Annotated in this window: 20 protein-coding genes; 11 read left to right on the top strand and 9 right to left on the bottom strand. The window is 68.6% G+C overall.

Features of this window, described 5'->3' with window-relative positions:
- Window positions 1–762 precede the first annotated feature (762 nt).
- Window positions 763–1,230, top strand: a complete 468-nt coding sequence (locus tag PUR53_RS48285) for an RNA-guided endonuclease InsQ/TnpB family protein (RefSeq protein WP_443080361.1) — start codon at window positions 763–765, stop codon at window positions 1,228–1,230.
- Here PUR53_RS48285 and PUR53_RS26030 read toward each other — a convergent pair.
- A complete protein-coding gene (locus PUR53_RS26030) occupies window positions 1,213–1,728 on the bottom strand; it encodes a levansucrase (RefSeq protein ID WP_329909810.1) in 516 nt (171 codons plus the stop codon). The two genes, PUR53_RS48285 and PUR53_RS26030, sit on opposite strands and share 18 nt — an antisense overlap.
- 72 nt (window positions 1,729–1,800) lie before the next feature.
- On the bottom strand, window positions 1,801–2,262 hold the full coding sequence (locus tag PUR53_RS26025; RefSeq protein WP_329909809.1) for a protease: 462 nt from the start codon (window positions 2,260–2,262) through the stop codon (window positions 1,801–1,803).
- A gap of 162 nt (window positions 2,263–2,424) precedes the next feature.
- On the opposite strand from PUR53_RS26025, the gene PUR53_RS26020 reads away from it, so the two are divergent.
- Window positions 2,425–3,381 (top strand): GlxA family transcriptional regulator, encoded by a 957-nt coding sequence (locus tag PUR53_RS26020; RefSeq protein ID WP_329909808.1) that lies wholly within the window; start codon window positions 2,425–2,427, stop codon window positions 3,379–3,381.
- Window positions 3,382–3,499: 118 nt separating this feature from the next.
- Here PUR53_RS26020 and PUR53_RS26015 read toward each other — a convergent pair whose 3' ends face one another.
- A complete protein-coding gene (locus PUR53_RS26015; RefSeq protein ID WP_060887798.1) occupies window positions 3,500–3,802 on the bottom strand; it encodes a hypothetical protein in 303 nt (100 codons plus the stop codon).
- 41 nt (window positions 3,803–3,843) lie between these two features.
- Window positions 3,844–5,250, bottom strand: a complete 1,407-nt coding sequence (locus PUR53_RS26010) for an MFS transporter (protein WP_329909807.1) — start codon at window positions 5,248–5,250, stop codon at window positions 3,844–3,846.
- A gap of 70 nt (window positions 5,251–5,320) precedes the next feature.
- Here PUR53_RS26010 and PUR53_RS26005 point away from each other — a divergent pair, with 70 nt between their 5' ends.
- From PUR53_RS26005 to PUR53_RS25985, 5 genes are all read left to right on the top strand, one after another.
- A complete protein-coding gene (locus tag PUR53_RS26005; protein WP_329909806.1) occupies window positions 5,321–6,343 on the top strand; it encodes a GlxA family transcriptional regulator in 1,023 nt (340 codons plus the stop codon).
- 101 nt (window positions 6,344–6,444) lie between these two features.
- Window positions 6,445–7,278, top strand: coding sequence for an alpha/beta fold hydrolase (locus tag PUR53_RS26000; RefSeq protein WP_329909805.1), 834 nt, complete (start codon window positions 6,445–6,447; stop codon window positions 7,276–7,278).
- 240 nt (window positions 7,279–7,518) lie between these two features.
- The gene (locus tag PUR53_RS25995; protein WP_329909804.1) at window positions 7,519–9,063 is read left to right on the top strand and encodes a hypothetical protein; all 1,545 of its coding nucleotides are present in this window, start codon (window positions 7,519–7,521) and stop codon (window positions 9,061–9,063) included.
- Window positions 9,064–9,275: 212 nt separating this feature from the next.
- Window positions 9,276–10,451 (top strand): winged helix DNA-binding domain-containing protein, encoded by a 1,176-nt coding sequence (locus PUR53_RS25990; protein ID WP_329909803.1) that lies wholly within the window; start codon window positions 9,276–9,278, stop codon window positions 10,449–10,451.
- Between the two features lie 87 nt (window positions 10,452–10,538).
- A complete protein-coding gene (locus PUR53_RS25985) occupies window positions 10,539–11,024 on the top strand; it encodes a DUF4231 domain-containing protein (RefSeq protein WP_329909802.1) in 486 nt (161 codons plus the stop codon).
- 62 nt (window positions 11,025–11,086) lie between these two features.
- Here PUR53_RS25985 and PUR53_RS25980 read toward each other — a convergent pair whose 3' ends face one another.
- Window positions 11,087–11,281 carry a DUF397 domain-containing protein gene (locus PUR53_RS25980; protein WP_329909801.1) on the bottom strand — a complete coding sequence of 65 codons (195 nt, stop codon included), beginning with the start codon at window positions 11,279–11,281 and terminating at the stop codon, window positions 11,087–11,089.
- Window positions 11,281–12,126: a helix-turn-helix domain-containing protein gene (locus PUR53_RS25975; protein ID WP_329909800.1), complete on the bottom strand. Its 846-nt coding sequence runs from the start codon at window positions 12,124–12,126 to the stop codon at window positions 11,281–11,283. Before PUR53_RS25975 ends, PUR53_RS25980 begins: the two co-directional genes overlap by 1 nt.
- A 202-nt stretch (window positions 12,127–12,328) precedes the next feature.
- Between PUR53_RS25975 and PUR53_RS25970 the strand changes: the two genes are divergently transcribed.
- Window positions 12,329–13,003, top strand: coding sequence for an ATP-binding protein (locus PUR53_RS25970; protein WP_329909799.1), 675 nt, complete (start codon window positions 12,329–12,331; stop codon window positions 13,001–13,003).
- A 65-nt stretch (window positions 13,004–13,068) separates the two neighbouring features.
- Here the strand turns inward: PUR53_RS25970 and PUR53_RS25965 are convergent, their stop codons facing one another.
- On the bottom strand, window positions 13,069–16,221 hold the full coding sequence (locus PUR53_RS25965; RefSeq protein ID WP_329909798.1) for a DUF3427 domain-containing protein: 3,153 nt from the start codon (window positions 16,219–16,221) through the stop codon (window positions 13,069–13,071).
- A 161-nt stretch (window positions 16,222–16,382) separates the two neighbouring features.
- On the opposite strand from PUR53_RS25965, the gene PUR53_RS25960 reads away from it, so the two are divergent.
- Window positions 16,383–17,453, top strand: coding sequence for a YDG/SRA domain-containing protein (locus PUR53_RS25960; protein ID WP_329909797.1), 1,071 nt, complete (start codon window positions 16,383–16,385; stop codon window positions 17,451–17,453).
- Window positions 17,454–17,760: 307 nt separating this feature from the next.
- On the opposite strand, the gene PUR53_RS25955 is transcribed toward PUR53_RS25960, so the two are convergent.
- Both PUR53_RS25955 and PUR53_RS25950 read right to left on the bottom strand, forming a co-directional pair.
- Window positions 17,761–18,771: an SEC-C domain-containing protein gene (locus PUR53_RS25955; protein WP_329909796.1), complete on the bottom strand. Its 1,011-nt coding sequence runs from the start codon at window positions 18,769–18,771 to the stop codon at window positions 17,761–17,763.
- A gap of 171 nt (window positions 18,772–18,942) precedes the next feature.
- Window positions 18,943–20,505 (bottom strand): beta-1,6-galactanase, encoded by a 1,563-nt coding sequence (locus PUR53_RS25950; RefSeq protein WP_329909795.1) that lies wholly within the window; start codon window positions 20,503–20,505, stop codon window positions 18,943–18,945.
- Window positions 20,506–20,676: 171 nt separating this feature from the next.
- Between PUR53_RS25950 and PUR53_RS25945 the strand changes: the two genes are divergently transcribed.
- Window positions 20,677–21,345: a class E sortase gene (locus tag PUR53_RS25945; protein WP_329909794.1), complete on the top strand. Its 669-nt coding sequence runs from the start codon at window positions 20,677–20,679 to the stop codon at window positions 21,343–21,345.
- 86 nt (window positions 21,346–21,431) lie between these two features.
- On the top strand, window positions 21,432–21,743 hold the full coding sequence (locus tag PUR53_RS25940) for a DUF6412 domain-containing protein (protein ID WP_329896394.1): 312 nt from the start codon (window positions 21,432–21,434) through the stop codon (window positions 21,741–21,743).
- The last annotated feature ends 33 nt before the right edge of the window (window positions 21,744–21,776 follow it).

Below are 21,776 nucleotides of genomic sequence, written 5' to 3'. Positions count from 1 at the left end.
CTGGTCACAGTTCAGCGAGATTCTTGCGAGAAACCCCAGGCGTTACGCCTGGGAGGAATCCCATCGTGTGGTGGCGACGCGGGGCGTCGCAGTGTCGGGAGTTCGGGTGCGGAGCGCCCGTAGGGCTGCCCGGAGGAGCCGGGGGGGCAATGTCGAACGTATGGCCGGTGGGTCGCTGGATGGTGGGACGGGTGTGCGGAAGTGGTCTGTGTGTGCGGGTGGCTGTGTAGGTTCGGGTGTCATGAAGCTGGTGGTGCAGGTCAAGCTGTTGCCGACGCCCTTACAGGCGGCGGCGCTTGAGGCGACCCTGCACGCCTGCAACACCGAGATCAAGCAGCGGTGGGGCCCGGGGGCGCAGGCTGCCCAGCACGTCATCAAGAAGACCTGCGACGCCTACCGCACGCTGGCGGCGAATGCGAAGGCCGGGAACCTGGGCAAGCCGTGGTCCAAGCGGTACCGGCGGGCCACAGAGAAACCGATCACGTTCCGGCCCGAGGGTGCGCATCGCAAGGGCGAGTCCGACCTGCTGTACCGGGACGGCATGTGGTTTTTGAACGCGACCTGCGAGATCCCCGAATCCGAACCGAACGCGGATCCGGACGGTTTTCTCGGCATCGATCTGGGGATCGTGAACATCGCCACCACCTCGGGCGGTCAGATCATGGCCGGGCGCGAACTCAACCGGGGACGGCTGCGCGAGCGCACCCTGCGGGCCAAGCTGCGGAAGAAGAACACGCCGTCAACCACAAGATCGCGAAGCATGTGGTGGCCGAGGAGGAACGCACCGGTCGCGGAATCGCCCTGGAGGACCTGGGCGGTATTCGTGAGCGGGTACGGCTTCGCAAGCCCCAACGGGCCACCCACTCCAGCTGGTCGTTCGTTCAGCTGGGGGCGTTCATCGCGTACAAGGCCAAGAAGGCCGGGGTGCCGGTGGTGTACGTCGATCCGGCGTACACCTCCCGCACCTGCGCCGAGTGCGGCCACATCGACAAGGCGAACCGGGTCTCCCAGGCGTGGTTCGTGTGCCGGTCCTGCGGATTCGTTGATCACGCGGATCGCAACGGCTCCCGCAACATCCGCGCCCGCGCGGAAGAGTTGTGGCGACGCGGGGAGCAGTCAACCGCCCCAGACCACACCCCCGACATCCGGGGGCGGGACAGGACGCAAGCGCAGCACCACAGCCAGTGGCGCCCGCTGTGCAAGCCCGGGACTTTAGCCCTGGGTAGTTGACCCGTAGAAGTATCGGTGCGCCTTGTTCTCGAAGTACGACGAGTAGACGAGGCCGATGGCCGGGGTGCCCCGGTAGGTGCCCACGTACTGCTGCGTGCTGTCGACCACCACGGGGCGGGCCATGCAGGCCCACTTGTTGCGTTGCTGGGCCTCTGCCCAGCGGACGGCCGCCGGGTCCACCCGGTCGCTGACCAGCACCGGGAACGCGGCGACACCGTTCTGGATGCCGACCGGCAGGCCGCCCTTGGTCTTCTTCGCGTACGTCAGTACCTGGTCGGTGAAGGTCTCGATGGTCGGGATGGTTATCTCCTGGACCGCCGCCGCGACCGTGAACAGGTGCAGCTTGGTCCCCATCCAGCTCCACCGGAAGTCGGCCCGGCGCCCGACGAGCACGGGCACCCCGGCCCACTCCTCCCACCACGTACGGCATTCGTCGGCGGCGAGACGGGCGGCCACGGAGGCGAGGTAGGCCTGGGAGGGCGACTGCTGTGGATGCATGGCCGGATCATGCACCCGCCGGTGGGCCGGTGTGAAGCCGGGGGAGGGGCCGGTGTGCGGCCGGGTTTGGTCTCAGGCTCCGGTCGTCGAGCCCGGCCGCACGATCATGAGGATCGTCACCGTCGCCCACAGCAGGTTGAACATGCCCGTGAACATGGCGAGTCGGGCCGTCGTCCGGGTGTCGACGGCGGTGCCCCCGATCCCTTCCAGGATCTCCTCCTGCCGGGGCAGCACCAGCGCCAGCAGGACCATGGCCGCGAGGGCGGTCAGCAGCATCGACACGATCAGCCAGGCGTCCTTCAGCACGCCCATGCTCATCGCCGTGGCGAACCCGAGCACGGGCACGGCGATGCCCACACCGCCGTACACCCGGCAGATCCGGTGCAGCAGCCGTACGGCCGACACCGCCCGCTCGCTGTCGGGTTCGGCCAGCGCCTTGCGGGCGCTCGGCGGGAACATGCTGGCGGCGACGGTGACGGGCCCGACGGCGACGATCGCGGCGAGGACGTGGAGGGAGAGGAGGAACTTGGTCACGGGGGGACGGTACGGGCCGGGCGGGGAGGGGAGTAGTGGCGGGATTGCCAGAGGGCAACGGGTTCTCGCCAGGGGAGACCAAGGCGGGAATTTGGCGAGATCGGCCAGGTGGGCGGGGTAGCGGCGGTTGGCGGGAATCCGGTGGGGGCCTACGCTCCCGCCATGCACACCGTGGCCGTACTGGCGCTCGACGACGTGATCCCCTTCGACATGTCGGCCCCCGTCGACACCTTCGGCTGGGCGCGGCTGCCGGACGGGCGGGAGGCGTACCGGGTGCGGGTCTGCTCGGCGGCGGGGGACGGGGAGGTGAAGGCGGGGCCGTTCAGTGTGCGGGCCCCGTACGGGCTGGAGGCCCTGGCCGAGGCGGACACCATCATCCTGCCGGGGACGGCCGACCCGACCCTGCCGTTGCCGCCGGGGGTGACGGAGGCGCTGCACGCCGCGGCGGCGAGCGGGACGCGAATCGCGTCGATCTGCGTGGGCGCGTTCCTCTTCGCCGCGACGGGTCTGCTGGACGGGCTGCGCGCCACCACGCACTGGATCGCCGCCCCCGATCTGGCGGCCCGCCACCCGGGGATCACCGTCGACCCGAACGTCCTCTACGTCGACAACGGACAGTTCCTGACGTCGGCGGGCGCCGCCGCGGCCGTGGACATGTGTCTGCACATGATCCGCAAGGACCACGGCTCGGCGGTCGCCGCGTTCACCGCGCGGATGTGCGTGATGCCCCTCGAACGGGAGGGCGGGCAGGCCCAGTTCATCGTGCAGGACCAGCCCCCGGCGCCCGCCGGCGCCACGATGGAGCCCCTGCTGCGCTGGATGGAGGAGAACGTGGAGCGGGATCTGACCCTGGACGACATCGCCCTCCACGCCGGCACCAGCACCCGGACACTGAACCGCCGCTTCCGCGAACAGACGGGCACGACGCCCTTGCAGTGGCTGCACCGGGCGCGGGTCCGGCGGGCCCAGTACCTGCTGGAGTCCACCGACCACACCGTCGACCGCATCGCGACCCAGGCGGGCTTCGGCTCACCGACGGCCTTCCGCGACCGCTTCAAGAGGGTGGTGGGCACGAGCCCGTACGCGTACCGGCGGGCGTTCCGGGGAGGGGTGCGCTGAGCGGGGGCCGCGCCCCGTAAGGGGCGCGGGGAACTGCGCGAGCAACCACGGACGACCCGCGGCCCCCGACCGGCCGGACCCCCTACCGCTTCCGGGACGGCTACCCCTTCCGGCGTGGCTACCCCTTGCGGTCAGCCACCACCCACGACGCCAGCGCCACCACCCCGGCGACCCCGAACACCGCCGGCCAGGCCCCCACCTTCTTCGCCAAGGGGTGCGACCCGGCGAACGCGGCCACATACCCCGCGGTCAGCGCGCCCGCGGCCCTGCCCCCGGCCGCCTTCTGCCACTGCTGGGCCGCCGCGGCACCCGCCACCGCGAGCACCGCCCCGCCCAGCGGCCGCTTCTTCGTCCAGCGAGCCACCCCGTACCCGCCGATGAGCCCGCTCGCGGCCACCGCCGCCGTGGGAACCCTCGCCATCACTGCCTCCCGTGTCTGCGCCAGGTCCGTCGCGCCCGAGGCTACTGCGCCGCCACCCGCCGGGCGCCCCGAGGCCCCCGTACGACCACGGCCAGCAGGGACGCCGCCAGACAGACAGCGCTGAGGCTGGTCCAGACGACGTCGTACGCGCCGAAGAGATCGCGGGCGGTGGCGCCGAGGAACGCGGAGGCACCCGCGCCGAGTTGGTGGGCGGAGTTGACCCAGCCGAAGACGATCGGGCCGTCCTCGCCGTAGACGCGGTCGCTGAGGGCGATGACCGGGGGGACGGTGGCGACGTCGACGAGGCCGTAGACCACGACGAAGGCGATCATCGTCGGGGTGACGGTGGACGAGAACACCATCGGCAGCGCCAGCAGGGTGAGCGCGCGGACCGCGAAGTACGCGGACAGCAGCCGGCTCGGGTCGAAGCGGTCGGTGAGCCAGCCGGAGAAGACCGCGCCCAGCGCGGAGAACAGGCCGATCAGCGAGAGCAGCGACGCGGCGGCGGTGGCGCGCAAGCCGTGGTCGTGGGCGGCCGGCGCCCAGTTGCTCCACATGATCCCGTTGGTGGAGGCGCCGCACATGACGAACATCCCGGCCAGGACCCAGAACGGCCCGGTGCGCGCGGCGTCGAACAGCACCTTCAGGGCACGCCGCGCCGCCCCCGACACCGGCGGCGGCTTCGGTACGAACTCCGCCGCCCCGTACGGCTTCGCGCCCACGTCCGCCGGGTGGTCGCGCAGCAGCAGGAGCACGAGGGCGGCCACCGCGAGGGCGACGAAGGCCAGCGTCACCACCGGCGGGCGCCAGCCGTGCCGGTCGACGCCCCAGGCGAGCAGCGGGAGGAAGAGGAGCTGGCCGAGGTGGCTGGAGGAGCTCAGCACTCCGGTGACCAGTCCGCGCCGCCGTTCGAACCAGCTGCCGGTGATGCTCGCCGCGAACGTCATGGTGAGGCATCCGCTGCCCAGTCCGATCAACACGCCCCAGTAGGCGGTCAGTTGCCAGGGCCGGGCCATCACGCTGGTGAGCAGCGCGCCCGCCGTGACGAGCAGCAGGGCGCCGACGACCACGCGCCGGATGCCGACCCGGTCCATCAGCGCGGCCGCGAAGGGGGCCGTGAGACCGAACAGCACCATGTTCACCGAGGCGGCGAGGGCGATCTGCCCCCGGTCCCAGGCGTAGCTCTCGTGCAGCGGGGTCACGAGCAGCCCGGGAACGGTGGTGAAGGCCCCGGCGGTGACGATGGCGGCCCCGGCGGCGAGGGCGACGGCCCAGGCGCGGTGGAAACGGGGGCCCGGGGGACCGGCCCTCCCGCACTCGTGGGCCTCGGTCCGCTCGCGCCCCGGAGTGGGTTCAGTGGCGTGCTCGGTGGCGTGCTCGGTGGCGTGCTCGGCGGTGTGCTCGGTGGCGTGCTCGGGGTGTGTCGTCCGGGTCGTCAGCTCAGCCATGGGTCCAGCCTGCTGGGCCGGGGCCGCCCCCACGAGTGGCCAGGTAGACCCGGTGCGCAAGAATGTGGCCATGTCTGTGGCCACACCTGTCTGTGTCCGTCCCACGTCTGTCTTCGCCCGTCCCGGACGCCACCCCGTCGCCGTACTGGCCCGTCAGATGCTCCTGCCCATCGAACTGGGCATCGTGCACCAGCTGTTCGGGCAGGCCAGAGAGGGCGCGACGGCGGAGGGGGAGCCGTTGTACGAGGTTGTCACCTGCGGGCTGCGCGCCGGTGTCACCCGCACGGACGGCGACTTCACGGTCAACGTGCCCCACGGCCCGGAGGCGTTGGCCGAGGCGGACACCGTCATCGTTCTCTCCTCCCATGAGGACTACGTCCAGGACACCCCTGACCTCACCGCCCCGCTCGCGGACGCCCTCGCCCGGATCCGCCCCGGCACCCGGATGGCCTCCATCTGCACCGGCGCCTTCGTCCTCGCCTCCGCCGGACTGCTCGACGGGCACACGGCCACCACGCACTGGCGGTACACCGACCTGTTCGCCCGACTGTTCCCCCGGGTCGAGCTGGACCCGGACGTCCTCTACACCGACGGCGGTGACGTCCTGACCTCGGCCGGCTGCGCCTCCGGCATCGACCTGTGCCTGCACATGATCCGCCGCGACCACGGCACGGCCGTCGCGGGCGACGTGGCCCGCCGCACGGTCGTACCCCCGCACCGCGAGGGCGGCCAGGTCCAGTACGTACGCCGCCCCGTGCCCGCCCTCGCCGCGCCCGCCACCTCCGCCGCCCGCGAATGGGCGCTGCGCCACCTCCACGAGCCCGTCACCCTGGGGCAGTTGGCGGCCCGGGAGGCGATGAGCGTGCGCAACTTCAACCGGCGGTTCCGCGACGAGGTGGGCACGACCCCGATGACCTGGCTCACCCAGCAACGTGTCGAGCGGGCCCGGGAGTTGCTGGAGGAGTCGGACCTCCCGGTCGACCAGATCGCGACCCGCACGGGCCTCGGTACGGCGGCCAACCTGCGCCGACACTTCCAGGAGACCCTGGGCACGTCCCCGAGCGCGTACCGGACGACGTTTCGTGCGACGTGACGTCGAGGGGTGCCCTGCGATGTGACGCCGAGGGGTTGCCCCGCGACGTGACGTCGAGAGTCCCGGTGACACGGCCGCCCACCGGCCGTCACCATCGTGCGATGACCCCCACCGTCGCTCACCTCACCACCCCGGACGGCGTCCGTCTGGCCCACCGCACACACGTCCCGACGCATGCGCACACGCAGGGCCGCACGCTCCTCCTCCTGCACGGCCTCGCCGGCCACCAGGGCGAGTGGGACGACCTCGTCCCCCGGCTCCTGGCGGACGGCCACCGCGTGGTGACGTACGACGCCCGGGGTCACGGCGCGAGCACACGGCGCCCGGCGGACATGAGCCGGGCGGCGTGCGTACGGGACGCGGTGACGGTGATCCGCGAACTGGGCCTGGTGCACCCGGGACAGGCCTCTCTGACCCTCGTGGGCCAGTCCCTCGGCGGCCACACGGCCTTCCTCGCCGCGGCCGCGCACCCGGAACTCGTCGACTCCCTGATCCTGATCGAGGCAGGCCCGGGCGCCCCCGACCCCACCCTCCCCGCCCACATCGCCGCCTGGCTGGACAGCTGGCCCACCCCGTTCGACTCGCCGTCCCGGGCAGCCGAGTTCTTCGGTCACGTCGCCTGGTCCCGCAACCTGGAGCGCCGTGCCGACGGCTGGTATCCCCGTGTGGACCGCGCCACGATGGTCGCCGCGATCGCGGAGGTGGCCGAAACGTCGTACCTGCGCGAGTGGGGCGCCGTCACCTGCCCCGCCCTGGTCGTCCGCGGAGCCAACGGCACCATGCCGGCAGCCGACGCCGCGAGGATGCCGAGCGGTCGTTCCCCGGGCACCCGTACCGACCTCACCGTCGTGGAGGACGCGGGCCACGACGTACACCTGGACCAGCCGCGCCGCCTGCACGCGGCGATGTCCGGATTCCTTAACTCCCTTGCCTGAAAAGGCAGTTGATACGCGCTAACGAGGGCAGGGGGCGTGAGTCAGGTCACAGGCCGGCTGCGGGGGAAGTGGTCCCCGGCCTCCCCTGAGCCTGGCATGCTCATGCATGGCTACTGGGGGGTAACCGCCGCGTGCGCACTGCCGTGAGGGCAGGTGTGCCGCCATGGCCCGCCCTCCGCAGTCTCGTTCTCTCTCCCTCCTGAAGCGCACCCCCCTGTCACCGCTCCCGAGGACCCACGCGTGCACAAGCTCAGAAGACACACCCTGCTGTCAGCGCTGTCGGCGATCACCGTCGCGACCCTGCTGGCCACCGGCTGCTCCACCGAATCCCCCTCCACCGCCGACAAGGCGGCCGCCACGACGGCCGAGTCTCCCGCGTCCGGCGCGGCCGAGGAACAACTCGCCGTCGTCTCCGCCCCGACCGGTGACGCCACCCCCACCGCCGTGGCCGACGCGAACGCGGCCGACCGGGGCAAAGCCGAGAGCTCCGCGCTCAAGGTCGCGTCGTACGACAGGAAGAGCGGCCGGGCGGTGATCGCGGCACCGGCGTCCGGGTCGGACGCCGAACCGTCCGCGACTCCGTCGACGACGGCCTCCGCCTCCCAGGACCCCGACGAGGCCGACACCGGCACCGGCACCGGCACCGACCCCGGCACTAACTCCGGCACCGGAGCAGGCGCGAAGCCGAAGCCGGATCCGAAGCCGGATCCGAAGCCCGCCGTGGCCGTCGGCGACGTCATAGCCAGCGCCCCCGCTCCAGGCGCCCCCGACGGCGTGCTGGCCGAGGTGACGGAGATCGTCGACACGGCGGCGGACGGCGGCACGACCGTCGAGACGGAGCCGGCCGAGCTCAACTCCGTCCTGGGCGAGGGCAAGGCGGACGGCACGGTCCCCGTCGACCCGTCCACCCTGGACGTCGACCCGCTCGTCCAGGGCGTGAAGGTCTCCTGGGCGAAGACCGGCGACCTCACCTTCGGCCCCGAGGGCGCGAAGCTCCCGCTCGGCAGCCTGCGCATCGACGTGGGCGCGGCCGTGGAGACCGCGCCGGACGCCCCCGCCTCGGCGGCGGCCTCGGTCGAGGGCTTCGTCCAACTCGCCCCCGAGGTCGCCTTCTCGTACGACGGCTCAGGCTCCGGCACGGGCTCGTCGCCGGGCGGCGCGTTCCTGGGGCTGACCGGCGACTGGGCCTCCCAGTGGTCGCTGAAGGGCCGCGCGGCCGGCTCGACCGACGGCAAGCCGATCCGTATCCCCTTCGCCGAACTGCACGCCGATCCCGTCATCCAGGTCGGCCCCGTCCCGATCGTCGTCAACCTGGACCTCGTCTGCTACTTCCAGGTGGACGCCGACGGCCGCGTCACGGTCGACGTCGAGCAGGACCTCAAGGGCGACTTCCGCGTCGGCGGCAACTTCACCTGGGCCAAGGGCTGGCAGGGCGTGAGCGAGTCCCACATGAGCGGAGAGCCCCTGAAGACGACGGTCACGGCCGTCGGCGACGTCAAGGCCGCGATGGGCGCGGAGGCGACGGTCGGTCTCTACGGCACGGTCGGCGTCACCGCCGACATCGCCCCGTACTTCCGCGCCGAGGCCGACGCGACCGCCGAGGGTTCGGCGAGCGGCACGGGTTCGGCGAAGGGCTCCTGGGCCCTGTACGGCGGCCTCGACCTCACCGGAACCCTGAACCTCCAACTCTCCATCTTCGGCACACCGATCTTCCAGAAGAAGATCCCGCTGGGCGCCCTGCACGAGGAGTGGCTCCTGACGAAGGGCGAGGCGAAGACGCCGTAGGGCGCACCCTGTCACCCGTGTGTACCGCAGGCCCTGCTCTCCTCCCGCGGGGCAGGGCAGGGCAGGGCCTGCGGCTCGAACTGCGGAGGCCGAAGGAAGCGCGGCGGCTGCGCGGAGGCCAAAGGAACCTCGAAGGCTGAAGGAGCCGCGGAGGCCGAAGGAACCGCGGAGGCCGAAGGAACCGCGAAGGGCGACGGGAGAGAATCCCCTGCATGGGGACCACGAAACTCACCGCCCGCGCCCTCAACCGCGCGACACTCGCCCGCCAACTCCTCCTCAACCGAGCCGAGTTGGACGTGCCGACGGCGATACGACACATCGTGGCTCTCCAGGCCCAGCACCCGGCGTCCCCGTACATCGCCCTTTGGAACCGCCTGTCGCCCTTCGACCCCACCACCCTGGACGCGGCGCTCACCGACCACCGCCTCGTCCGGGCGACCTTGATGCGGATCACGGTCCACACCGTCCACGCGGACGACTACACCCCGTTCCGCGAGGCGATGGAACCCACCCTGCGAGGCTCCCGCCTGGGCGACCCCCGTTTCCGCGCCTCCGGCCTGACAGCCGCCGACGTCGACGCCTTCCTCCCGCCCCTCCTCGACCACGCCGACCGCACCGTGCGCACGGCCGCCGAACTCCGAACCTGGCTGGAGGACCACCTCGGCTACGCCACCACCCCGGACACCGGCGCCCACCGCATGCTCCGCCACTACGCGCCCCTGTGGCACGCCCCCACCGGCGGCCCCTGGTCCTTCGACACCCGCCAGTCCTACGTCGCGGCGTCCCCTCGCCCGTCCCTCACCGACCCGGACGCGGCCGCCGAGGGCCTACGCACCCTCATCCGCCGCTACCTCCAGGGCTTCGGCCCGGCGACGATCGCGGACATGGCCCAGTTCGCGCTGATCCCACAGCGCCGCATCAAAGCGGCACTGGCCGCCATGCCGGAGGAACTCGAAACCCTGCAAGCAACCGACACCGGCCAGACCCTGTACGACATCCCGGGCGCCCCACGCCCCCTGGAGGACACCCCTGCCCCACCCCGCCTGATGGCCATGTGGGACAGCACGCTCCTGGCCTACGCCGACCGGGGCCGCCTCCTCCCACCCGAGTACCGCAAGTACGTGACCCGCATGAACGGCGACGTCCTCCCCACCCTCCTGGTGGACGGCCACGTCGCCGGCATCTGGCGCCCCCAGGCCGACTCCATCGAGGCCACGGCCTTCCACCCCCTCCCCACCGAGACCTGGAATGCCCTCACAGAGGAGGCCACGGCCCTGCACGCCTTCCTCACGACCCGCTCGGATCCCACCCCCTACCGCCGCTACGACCACTGGTGGACCAAGCCACTCCCGACGACCTCGGAAACCCGCTTGCTCCCCACCGATTGAGGTCACATCCTCGACGGAACCACGGAGCGCAGGACCGGCAAACCAACGCACCCGCCCTGTTCTCCCGCTCGAACCGTCGACCTGAGGATGTCCTGGATGACCGACCACCGGCCGCCCCCGTCCGCACTCCCACCCGCGGAACTGGCCGGCTGGGTACAAGGCCAACTCAATAGGGGCATGGAGTGGTCGGAAATACGCCGCGCGCGTTTCCGCCGCTTCGCCACCCTCATCAAACTGCTGTCCCTGGCCTTCTCCGTCGCCTCGACAGTGATCCTGGGCATCCAAGACCTGGACTTCTGGGCCAGCCTGGCATTTTCCCTGGGCGCGGTAGGCGTGGCCATCAGCGCGGTCGAGCCCTTCTTCAACTGGCGTGCCCGCTGGGTCCTGATGGAGGAATCGGAGGTCAGGCTGCGCCGCATCCGAGACGAACTGGAGTACTTCCTGGCCAGGACACCGCCGGAGGCGATCCGTTTCGAAGACGTCGACCCGTACTTCCAACGCTCCCAAGAGGTACGGACCGACATCAGCCGCAGATGGCTGGACCAACGCCACCCTGACCAGCGCGGCATGTGACGACACCACCCGTGCCGCTGGGACTCTGTCTACGACCGGACGAGTTCCCTGGCTCTCGGCGCTTAGATACCGGACTTCTGAATGGCCGCAATGAAGTCAGACCAGGCTCTGTCGCTGAAGGCCAGCCAGGGCAGGGTCTGGTCCTTGCTGTCCCGTACGGCAGCACCATTTAGTCCGAAAGCGGTCTCCACGCACTCGGTTCCACTCCCTCCGCTGTAGGAGGACTTGAACCACTGGCGCTCGGACCGTATCGGCATCACGACTCCCGGCTTATGCGGTGGATCAGCTGCGTCGAGGCCCCAAGATCGAGGGCTTGGGCTTTGAGGTACTGGAACGCCAACCTATACCGCTCCAGTTCCTGCGGCTTTTCCATGAAGAGGCCACCGCCGATCAAGTCCACGTAGACGACATCGAGGTCGGGACTCTGACCGGCCAAGATGAGGAAGCTGCCAACGGCCGGTGCGTGGGCTCCTGTTGAGAAGGGCAGTACCTGGATGGTGATGTGCGGGAGCTCTGCCATCCTCAGCAGGTGGCGAAGTTGATCGCCCATGACTTTGGGCCCGCCAACGGCTCGTCGCAGTGTGGCTTCGTCGATCACGCACCAGATGTGCGGTGGCTCTTCGCGCTGAAGGAGCTCCTGTCTCTTCATGCGAATGTCGACCATGTGTTGCACTTCCCGCTCAGGGCACTGCTTCTCTGAGGCCCTGTGGACGGCCTCGGCATAGTCCCGTGTCTGGAGTAGGCCCGGAACGAACATGCAGGCGTAGTGATCCTCCCGCAGTACCTCGTTCTCCAGAGTGAGCATGAGGTTCATGGAGTCGGGGATGGGGTCGGCTAGTGATCTCCACCAGCCTTGGATCTTGGCTGCTTTGGCGAGTTCGACCAGCGCGAGACGCTCGCCTTCGGGCGTGTCGTACTCGCGGCAAAGGGCGTCCACGGTAGGCCACTTGACCGCGCCTTCCTTGGTCTCGTAGCGGCTCAGCGTTGCCTTAGAGATGCCGACGCGGGCGCCCGCCTCCTCAAGGGTGAGCCCTTTGAGTTCGCGCAGGCGGCGCAGGTCGGCGCCCAACTGGCGTCTGCGGGTGGTGGGGCCAACTGCCATGCTCTGGGCCTTTCAACTCGAACCGTCAGATCCTGGGGCTTCCTCGCCTGTCTTCGCAACGCGATGCGCGCCGGGGGCGTGCGGAGCGTAGGTGTGCTCCCAGCAGTGGGAAATGAGAGTTCCATTTCGAGAGTTCCACTGCAACTCTCTGTGTGCAGGTGAACGCACAGTGTCAGTCGTGCGTGAGTAGGGGAGTGGAAAGATGGAATGCATCGCGGGAGTGCTGAGGAAGCCTTGGAGCCTGCCCTTCGTGGCCGAGCCACAAGGGGTGGCGGCCATCCGTCGGCTCATGCGGATCCACTTGGGTCTCTGGGGTCTGCATGAGGTCATTGAGCCTGCCCAACTCTGCGTCAGTGAGCTGGTCTCCAACGTCATTAACCATGTCGGTGTGGGCACCCCCACCACCCTCGCGGTCTCCATGAACGGAACCCGTCTACGGATCGAAGTACGTGACCCTGACGCTCGGACTCTGCCCACGCTTTCTAACGGTGCCTGCGGCGATAGCGAGGCTGAGACCGGTAGAGGCATGGAACTGGTCGACGCCGTCGCCGTGCGGTGGGGCGTTCAGCCTCACGCGGACTGGAAGGTGACCTGGTGCGAGCTGGCGACAGGGCTGACCTCCGACAGCGGTCATACGGGAGGCCTGCCCGTCAGTCGTGCAGAGGCGATTCTCGGGCTGTATGGCCCTGCACAACTGCCGCGGGCGGCCGTGCCCGGCGCTCTTGCTAGGGCTATCGCCGAAGAAACGGTCAGTGCCCTCATCGCCGACCTGCTGCACTGGGTGAGGGCCCACGGGCGCGACGCGGATGACGTACTTGATCGGGCGCAGAGCCGCTTCGAGGCGGAGATGTCGGGGCCGGGCATGCCGCCTTCGTAGGCGAGCCCGTCGCAGAGCACCCATCGCCTGGGCGGGCCACAGGCAATCACCGTGTGCGCGATCCACTAGCCGCCGGTGAGCGCTGAGTATGTCCATACGTCAGCTGGCAGTTCGTGCTTCAAGCGCCAGGTAATCGCCATGGGCTTGCTGCCGGTGTGCTCCTCGTAGGTAGCCGGCCCAAGGAGCATCCAGGGGTGTGCCTTGCCGATGTCGGTGTCCTTGTACCGCCGCATGAACAGCAACACATGGCTGCCCTCTTGCGCATGGTGCTGATAGCGCAAGCCCGTGCGGGAGCTTTCGGCAGTCGCGTTCTGGGACTCCCAGTGGAAGAGCTTGGGGCTCAAGGCGAAGTCCTTGTACCGGACTGTGGGGGAGAAGTCCTTCTCGTTCTTCTCCAGGGTGATCAGCAGGGCATCGGTTTTGAGGTCTTCCACCCACTGCACGCCTTGCGCGAATGACCTGGGCATCTGGCCACCGAAGCGAGCCACGCCTAGCGCGGCCAGTATCTCTGAACGGTTGTACGAGCTATGGACTTTCAAGGGAATGTGGCGGTGTGGGCCCGACAGGGAGATGGGGAAGTGGTCGTACTGCTCCATGACGTACGCCAGGAGCTGGCGCAACTCATCGCGGACTGCCCACTGGGAGCGAAGGGAGTCAAGGCCCTCCTGGAATCTCGTGAAGCCCCCTGCGTTGTCCCAAAGGTTGAAGAAGAGCATGCGGGCGTATGCCTGATCGCTTGGCGCCAGACTGTCGTACGCCGGGGCGTCATCGGCAAGAAGCCGCAGATAGGCATTGGCCCGATCGTGGTCGTCCACGTGGAGGAAGGCATGGATTCGCTTGAGGAGTGCCGCCTCCCCTGCTGGAGCCGGTTCTTCGAGTGCACCGGTCTTACGCAGGACCGTGGTCCAGGAGTTGTCGCTCTTGTAGAGCTCTTTGATTTCGCGGCGACTCTCGCGGAGGTAGTCCGCGAGACGGGGAGTGCGGTAGTCCTTGACCTCCTTCACCAACGTCTTTACTGTGGCGCCCAGTTGGTTGCGGATGTTGCCCAAGACGAGGTCCTTGGACTTGCCTTCCAGAATGATCTGGCAACCCGAAGGTAGCTGAGGGAAGTCGCGCTCCATATGGTCGACTAGTCGGCTACGGGAGAGGTTCGTCAGAGCGCGGAATTGCTCCTCGAAACGGAACTCCGCCCTGTGCTGACCGATGAAGTCGAGCACGGTCAGGACTGGTTTGGTCTCCGTACGGCGTAGGCCTCGTCCCAATTGTTGCAAGAAGAGGGTTGCGCTGCTGGTAGGGCGGAGAAGCAGCAGAGTGTCAACGTCAGGGATGTCGAGGCCCTCGTTGAATAGATCAACAGAGAAGATCACTTGAAGTCTGCCGTCACGGAGGTCGGCCAGGGCGCGCGACCGAACCTCAGCGGGGGTGCTGCTGTCGAGTGCTACGGCTTGGAAGCCGGCCCTGCGGAAGAAGTCGGCCATGAACTCCGCGTGCTTCTTGCCCACGCAGAAACCTAGAGCCCTCATGGCTCCGGGGTTGGAGACCTTGTCTCGAATCTGCTTGACGACGATGCGGGCTCGGGCGGGTGCATCGGTGCCCGTGTAGAGGCTTTCGAGGTCACGGTCGGTGTAGCTGCCCCTCTGCCAGCCGAGGTTGGTCAGGTCTGTTCCATCAGGGATACCGAAGTAGTGGAAGGGGCACAGCAGGTCGTTCTCCAAGGCTTCCCAGAGCCGCATCTCGGCTGCGATGCGGCCGTCGAAGAACTCGCCCTGCACATTGCGTCCATCCATGCGCTCAGGAGTAGCGGTGAGACCGAGGAGTTGCTTCGGCTTGAAGTGGTCAATGACCCGGCGGTACGTGGATGCTGTGGCGTGATGGAACTCGTCGATCACGATGATGTCGAAGTGGTCTGGGGCGAGGTGTTCGAGGCGCTGGTCGGTGAGCGACTGGACGCTGGCAAACACGTGCGTCCACCGACTTGGGTCCTGGCCGCTGTAGAGGAGTTCGCCGAACGAGGCGTCGTCGAGCACTTCACGGTACGTACGCAGGGATTGCTTGAGGATCTCCTTGCGGTGCGCAACGAACAGCAGGCGCGGATTGCGGTCGCCGAGCACTTTGCGCAGGTTCCGGTAGTCCAGTGCTGCCATGACCGTCTTACCTGTTCCGGTCGCTGCCACCAGGAGGTTGCGGCTCCGACCTCGGATCTCACGCTCGATCCGGAGCCTTTCCAACATGTCCTGCTGATGCGGGAACGGGCGCACTTCAAGCCCCGAGAGGCTGATCTTCAGGTCAGCGGTGGGGCCGGTGCCGCTTGCCTGCGATAGCGCCTGGTCGAGGCGTTCGCCATCTGCGTCGGGGTCGTACACCTCGAATGCGCTGTCGTTCCAGTACGCGTCGAAGGTGGACTCGAACTTGTTCAGAACCGCCGGAGTGGCTACCGCAGACAGCCGTACGTTCCATTCCAGGCCGTCGAGCAGCGCCGCCTTGGACAAGTTGGAGCTACCGACGTATGCCGTATCGAAGCCGCTCTTGCGCCGGAAGAGCCAAGCCTTCGCATGCAGTCGCGTTGAGCGGATCTCGTAGTTGACCTTCACCTGCGCACCGAAGTCTCGAACGAGGCGGTCGAGTGCGTGGCGGTCGGTGGCACCGATGTAGGTGGTGGTGATGACGCGGATCGGGACGCCACGTTCCTTGGCTGCACGGAGTGAGTCTTCAAGGACGCGCAGGCCGTACCACTTGACGAACGCGCAGAGCAGATCGATCCGGTCCGCTGTGGCCAACTCAGCGCGCAGCTCACTGCCGAGGCTGGGGTCCTCGGGGGAGTTGGTGATCAGCGCAGTCTCAGAGAGCGGCGTGAGGGGACGGATGGCGTAGACGCCAGGGGCTTCTTGCTCGGCTAGAGCTAGGAGTTGACGAGGTCCGTCTGCGATGAGCTCTGCCGCATCGTGTGGATCCACCCCTGCCGGGGCAGCCATGAGTGACTCGATGATCTGGTTAGCCAGAGCGACTCGCTTGCTCTGAGGGAGCTGGCTGAGCTTGCGTCCAACAGCGTCACCGATGTGTCGAGCGAGTACATGCGGGGACGATTCTTCGCTGACGTCTACTTCGATGGCTTTCCAGCCTCCAGAGCTCAACTGCTCCAGCTGCGCCTGGATGCGCTGGGTGATCAGCTCCTCGTACACACCAGCGGCAGGGTGTGACAGGTCCCCCGGCTGAGCCACGCTGACTCCCTCAGTCTCTCGTCTAGAACCTGCACTGTTGTAACAGCTCCGACTGACAATCGATGGAGATGCGACCCAAGTCAGTCACCAGTCGACGAGTTGGCGATCGCCAGTGGCAATTTAGTTGACGCAAGTGATCGACTTGGGTCCAGTATGGTCGCGTGGGCAACGGACGAAAAATTGGGCACATATCGGGCATTGATCCTGGCGCGGAGTTCCATCGACGCGTGCAGGTGAAGCGAGCCAACCTGCACAGAGACACGGTTCGAGGTATCTCGTGGCTGGCTGATGAGGCGGACGGTAGTGATGTTGCCGATGCCATCGTGTTGCACGGCGGCTACGAGGACGATGAGGACCGTTGGACCTGGGTGCGGTACACGGGAGCCTCGCCTGACGTTGACAAATACAAGGAAAATGGTGTTCCAAAGCTCCGACGAAGTCAATCTTGGGAATACCGGGATAACGCCGCTCTGAAGCGTAGCTTTGAGCGAGGGCACCCCATACGCGTCATTCGTGGCTGGAATGGGGAAGCCAGGTACTCGCCGATCGATTGTTATCGGTACGACGGGCTCTACCGCATCACGCATATTCGCATGGCGTTAGCGAAGTCTCCAGCTCCGGACGGCACGCCCATCGAAGTCTGCCAGTTCGATCTGGAGCGTTTGCCAGAGGAACTTCAGGAGGCGACCACTTTCGAGCGGCAGATCCATAATCTCCTGGAGATGCAGGAAGGGCTTCCGCGGGGCGATTCGAATGCGATCGAGAGTGGATCGGATGGCGAATCTGAGGAGGAAGCGGACGAGGCGGCGCCGGTAGAGGAGAAGTTTCCCGAGAAGCGCTCGACTACGGTGCAGCGGCTGGTCCGCGATGCTGCCGTGCCGAGGAACGTCAAGGCGCTTTATGACGGTGCGTGCCAGGTGTGCGGTCTGCGCTTGGTGGGGCCGAACGGAAAGGTGTACAGCGAAGGTGCTCACATCCAACCCCTTGGCGAACCGCATCGGGGCCCTGATGTGGAGCCGAACGTATTATGTCTGTGTCCCAACTGTCATGTCCGCCTGGATATTGGCGCCATAGTCATTGAGGACGATTGGTCGATTAATGTGCGTGTAGGTGCGGCCGTGGGCGAAGTGCATGCCAAGCTTGCGATGCACCGCATGCATAAGGTACATGTGGACTACATTCGATATCACCGTAAGCATTGGCAAGGGGATTCTGGCGGCAGCGTGAAGTAGGTTATTTAGTTGCCGTAGGGCCACTCGCTTCTTCGGCAGTGTCGCGCTTCCGCGGCCCGCGTCAAGGGCGCTGCGCGTCGCCTTCGGCGATGGCCCTTCGGGCCACCCTTGACCCGGGCCGCTCCAGCGCGGGGGAGAAGCGAGCGAGCGGCCCGGAAGGGTGGTGGTCCGGCCGAGTTCAGGTGGAGGGCTACCGGATCGTGGGGCGGGGTTCGGGGCGCGGTCCCGTCTCGCAAGCACGCCGGGTCGGCTCAGCGGCTTGCGGAGAGTGGTGGGGGTCCGGTTCCGACCGTGGTGAGGTTCGCGGCTACTCGCCGTGGCACGTCTCGTACGGCTTGTCCGAGCCGCACCAGCACGCCGTTCCCCTCTGTGGGGGCCAGGAGACCGCCAATCCTCGGGCCGCCAGCGTCGTCGCGTACTGCGGCAGCAGGGTCGCGTCGGCCGGGGACGAGCCCTCCGAAGCCGCGAACGCCTCGTAGGACGGGACCGTGCCCGTGACGATGCCCAGGTTCGGGGTGCCCGAGGAGGAGAGTTCCCGGAGGGAGGCCTCTATCGTCGCCAGGTGTTCCTCGTGGGACGGGTACTCGGCGGTCAGGCCGGGGTAGGCCGACACGAGTTCCGACAGTTCGGCCGCCGGCCAGTGCAGGACCGCTACCGGGAACGGGCGGGAGAGGGCCTCTCGGTAGGCGCCCAGTTCCGCTCGTAGGCGGGAGATCTCGGCCTGGAGTTCCGCCGGGTTGTCCGAGCCCAGGGACCAGACGCGTTTCGGGTCGTGGAGTTCGTCCAGGGAGATCGACGACGAGTGGAGGGTGTCCGCCACGGCGTCCCAGTTGTCGTGCGTCGCGCCCAGCATGCGGCGCACCCGGTGGCGGCCGAAGAGCAGGGGGCGCGTGGCGTACGGGGGCTCCGGGACGTCCGTCAGGAGGAGGGTCACGGCTGACGTGAAGGTGTCCTGGGCCGCTTCGAGTTCGTCGTGGGCCTCCAGGGCCTCCGCCACGATCACCCAGGGGGCCGGGTCGCGCGGGGCGGCCGCGCGGACTCCGTCGATGATCGCGCGGGCCTCGGCCTCGTGGCCGTACTCCCAGAGGTTGGCGGCCTTGAGGGCTCGTACCAGGTGAGGGTTGTCGAGAGGGGCGGACGACGACAGCAGGCGGTCGTAGAGGGCTGTCGCGGTGGGGCGGTCGCCGGCCAGTTCCCGGTGGGCCGCGGCCTGCAGGAGCAGGTGCTCGGCGTCCTCCGGGTAGAGGTCGGCGGTCCGCTCCAGGCGTGCCGCTTCGGCGGTGTGGTCGACGTTCTCGGCAGGCGTGTCGGGGCGCATGGACGACACCGTACTGCCGATGGGGGGGAGGGAGGGGGGTGGAGGTGAGGCGCGGGGAGAGGTGGGAGGGGGCAGGGCCGGGGCGCGCCCCCTCCCACCTCCGCCTTCGGTGGCCCACCTCCGCCTTCGGTGGCCCACCTCCGCGTTCGGTGGCCTCCGGCTTCGGCCGCCCTAGATCGTCACCCCGTCGATCTGCAGCGTCTGCACCGCCCCCGCCGCGAACGGCACCGCCACCGACTTGCCGTTCAGCCGCGTGTCCGAGTACGCGCGGTAGCGGTCGGTGCCGCCCGAGGTGTGGGTGTTCCAGCGGGGGACCAGGCCGTTCGTGCCGCCGGTCACCGTCGTGAAGCCCGAGAGGTTGAAGGTGAAGGTCTGGGCGGTGGTGGCGGTGTTGATCGCCACGATCACCAGGCGCTTCGCCGCCGCGTCGTACGCCGCCGCCGTGTAGCTGGAGCCCGCGTCCAGGATCGTCATGCCCGGGCGGATGTGGCGGCTGAACTGGGCCATCACGTAGTACTTCGTCTGGACCGTGGTCGGCTGGAGCGTGTTCTCGTCGTAGGCGATCATCGCCCAGCCCGCTGTCGGGTCCATGACCTGCCAGTAGACCCAGGCCGTGGGGTGCAGCCAGCGGAAGTCGTAACAGAGGTTGCGTGCGAGGGTCCAGCCCGAGCCGTCGCTGTCGCCCGTCTCCGAGTTCCAGAGCTTCTTGCCGGCGGTGGTGACCACGTCCGTGTAGAGGAGGTCGCGGCGGCCGTTCGCGCCCTGGTAGCCGTGCACGTTCACCTGGCTGACCAGGGATTTCGTGGAGGCGTTGAAGGAGTTCCACGTCGAGCGGGCCGTGTCGTAGTTCGTCTCGTCGGAGGCCGCGATGCGGACCGACGTCAGGCCGCGCGCGTCCAACTCGCTGCGCATGTACGGGAGTACGGCCGCCTGGACCGCCGGGTCCATGTGGCAGCCCTCCTGGGTGCCGGTCGCCGTCCACCAGGAGGCCGCCGGCTCGTTGAAGGGGTCGACCGTCGCGAAGTTCACGCCCCAGTTGTTCTTCGCGTACAGGGCCGTCGCCGCCAGGTGTGAGGCGTGCTGGCGGTAGTTCCAGGTCTGCAGGTTGTTGCCGCCGCCGGAGGCGCCCGAGGGGTTGTGGTTGGAGCACATCCACCACATCGGGGAGTTCGCGAAGAGCTCGGTGGTGGCGCCTCGGGCCACCGCCTTCGTCAGGGCCGCGCGCTGGTTGGCGTCCGCCGTCCAGTCCCAGGCCGAGGAGGTCGGGTTCTCGTTGGTGTAGTCCTGCCAGAAGCCCTCGATCTGCTTGAAGGCGGGGATGTTGGGGGACTTCACCATCGACTCGCCGTTGATGGAGTTCCAGCTGCACGCGCCGAGGTTGTAGCGGGCGATGTTCATGCCCAGGCCGGGGAGGGCCGTGCCGTTGTACGTCGTCGTCTTGGTGGTGAACCACAGGTCGGCGAAGTCGTCCCGGGCGCCGAAGACATTGGCCCACCAGGCGAGCGAGGTGCCCCAGCCCTCCCAGGTGCCGTACTTGGTGGCCGGGTTGATGGCGATCGTCGCGTCCGCGCTCGCCGTGCCCGTGCCGAGGGCGGTGCCGACGACCGCGCCGCCGGCCGCCGCCAGGAGCGCTCTGCGGCCGAAGGAGGGCGAGTGCCCCGCGGTCCTGTCGGGTGTCGGGGACTCCGCTGTCGGTCTCTGTCGGTCGTTCGTGGGGTCGGGGGATGCGGTCATGTCAGCTCCGGGGGATGCGGGTGACGAGGGGAGGGAAGGAAACGGACGGGGATCCGTCGCCTTCCGGACTGCTGAGTGGGGACATCGGAAGAGTCAGGGGTGAAAGGTGATGTTGTCGAGAGGTGTGACAGCGCTTTCTGCTATTTCTTCCAACGGTTGTGAGAAGGGGAGATGAAAGTCCCGTCCCGGCCGGCCCCCGGGTCGCTGTCGGGCCGGGCCCGCCCTCTCTGGATCGCCGCCGAGTGCGCCGTCACCCTCGGGCTCGTCCTCCTCCTCTTCGTCGCCCATCAGCTGTGGTGGACCAACCGGCAGGCCCAGGAAGGGGCGGCCCGGGAGGTGGCCGCGCTGGAGCGGGCATGGGCGCACGGGGGTGCCGAGAGCCCGGCTCGCGCCCAGGCGTACGCCGTGCTCGTCATCCCCCGACTCCACCTCCGGGCGCCCGTCGCCGAAGGGGTCGGGCGGGCCGAGGTCCTCGACAAGGGGTATGTCGGGCAGTACCCGGGGACCGCTCGCCCGGGGCGGCCGGGGAACCTGGCCCTCGCCGGGCACCGCACCACCCACGGCGAGCCCTTCCGCCACCTCGACCGGCTCGCGCACGGCGACGAGGTCCGCGTCGAGACGCGGGACGCCGTCCACACGTACGTCGTCGACCGCACGCTCCCGCAGACCGCGCCCGGCGACGGCGGGGTCCTGCGGCCCGTGCCGCGCAGCGACGTGCGGCCGTCGTACGGGTATCGCGAGCGCGGCCGCTACCTCACGCTCACCACCTGCACGCCCGCGTACACCTCCACGTACCGGCTCGTGGTGTGGGGGAAGCTGCGCTCCGTGCGCCTCAGATGAGAGCATGTGTGCGAGGGTCGTTCTGGAGTCGTGCGAAGTCGTCCGAAGCCGTCCGAAGTCGTTCGAGGGGAGGAGCCGTGATCGCCGTGATCCGTCGCTGGGCCGGTCTTCGCCCCGCCGCGATGCTGCTGCTGCTCCTCTTCGAGGTCGCCGTCCTCGACTCCGGCACGCTTTCCGCCGCCGTCGCCTTCGCCGCGACCGCCGCGGCCGGTTCCGCGTTCGCCGCCTGCGCGCTGATCGCCTCGCGCTGCGCGCCCGTCGTACCCCGTACGCGCGTCCGTACGGCCATCCGGGACCGTGAGCGCCGTACGGCGTTCCTGCCCCAACGCGATCCCGACGCACGCGGGCGTACGCGCCCCCGCGCGCCCGGACGTGCCCTCCTGACGGCCACCGCGTAGGGCACGCCGAGCTTCACTTCCTCCGGCTGAGAG

Origin of the sequence: Streptomyces sp. SP18BB07 (genome assembly GCF_036322545.1) — a bacterium.
Lineage (GTDB): Bacteria > Actinomycetota > Actinomycetes > Streptomycetales > Streptomycetaceae > Streptomyces > Streptomyces deccanensis.
This window is presented reverse-complemented; position numbering and strand designations above follow the sequence as displayed.

Coding starts and splice junctions, on each gene's coding strand:
- PUR53_RS26030 (WP_329909810.1), bottom strand. CDS start 1,728: ATGCATCCACAGCAGTCGCCCTCCCAGGCCTACCTCGCCTCCGTGGCC.
- PUR53_RS26020 (WP_329909808.1), top strand. CDS start 2,425: ATGCACACCGTGGCCGTACTGGCGCTCGACGACGTGATCCCCTTCGAC.
- PUR53_RS26015 (WP_060887798.1), bottom strand. CDS start 3,802: ATGGCGAGGGTTCCCACGGCGGCGGTGGCCGCGAGCGGGCTCATCGGC.
- PUR53_RS26010 (WP_329909807.1), bottom strand. CDS start 5,250: ATGGCTGAGCTGACGACCCGGACGACACACCCCGAGCACGCCACCGAG.
- PUR53_RS26005 (WP_329909806.1), top strand. CDS start 5,321: ATGTCTGTGGCCACACCTGTCTGTGTCCGTCCCACGTCTGTCTTCGCC.
- PUR53_RS26000 (WP_329909805.1), top strand. CDS start 6,445: ATGACCCCCACCGTCGCTCACCTCACCACCCCGGACGGCGTCCGTCTG.
- PUR53_RS25990 (WP_329909803.1), top strand. CDS start 9,276: ATGGGGACCACGAAACTCACCGCCCGCGCCCTCAACCGCGCGACACTC.
- PUR53_RS25985 (WP_329909802.1), top strand. CDS start 10,539: ATGTCCTGGATGACCGACCACCGGCCGCCCCCGTCCGCACTCCCACCC.
- PUR53_RS25980 (WP_329909801.1), bottom strand. CDS start 11,281: ATGCCGATACGGTCCGAGCGCCAGTGGTTCAAGTCCTCCTACAGCGGA.
- PUR53_RS25975 (WP_329909800.1), bottom strand. CDS start 12,126: ATGGCAGTTGGCCCCACCACCCGCAGACGCCAGTTGGGCGCCGACCTG.
- PUR53_RS25970 (WP_329909799.1), top strand. CDS start 12,329: ATGGAATGCATCGCGGGAGTGCTGAGGAAGCCTTGGAGCCTGCCCTTC.
- PUR53_RS25955 (WP_329909796.1), bottom strand. CDS start 18,771: ATGCGCCCCGACACGCCTGCCGAGAACGTCGACCACACCGCCGAAGCG.
- PUR53_RS25950 (WP_329909795.1), bottom strand. CDS start 20,505: ATGACCGCATCCCCCGACCCCACGAACGACCGACAGAGACCGACAGCG.
- PUR53_RS25945 (WP_329909794.1), top strand. CDS start 20,677: ATGAAAGTCCCGTCCCGGCCGGCCCCCGGGTCGCTGTCGGGCCGGGCC.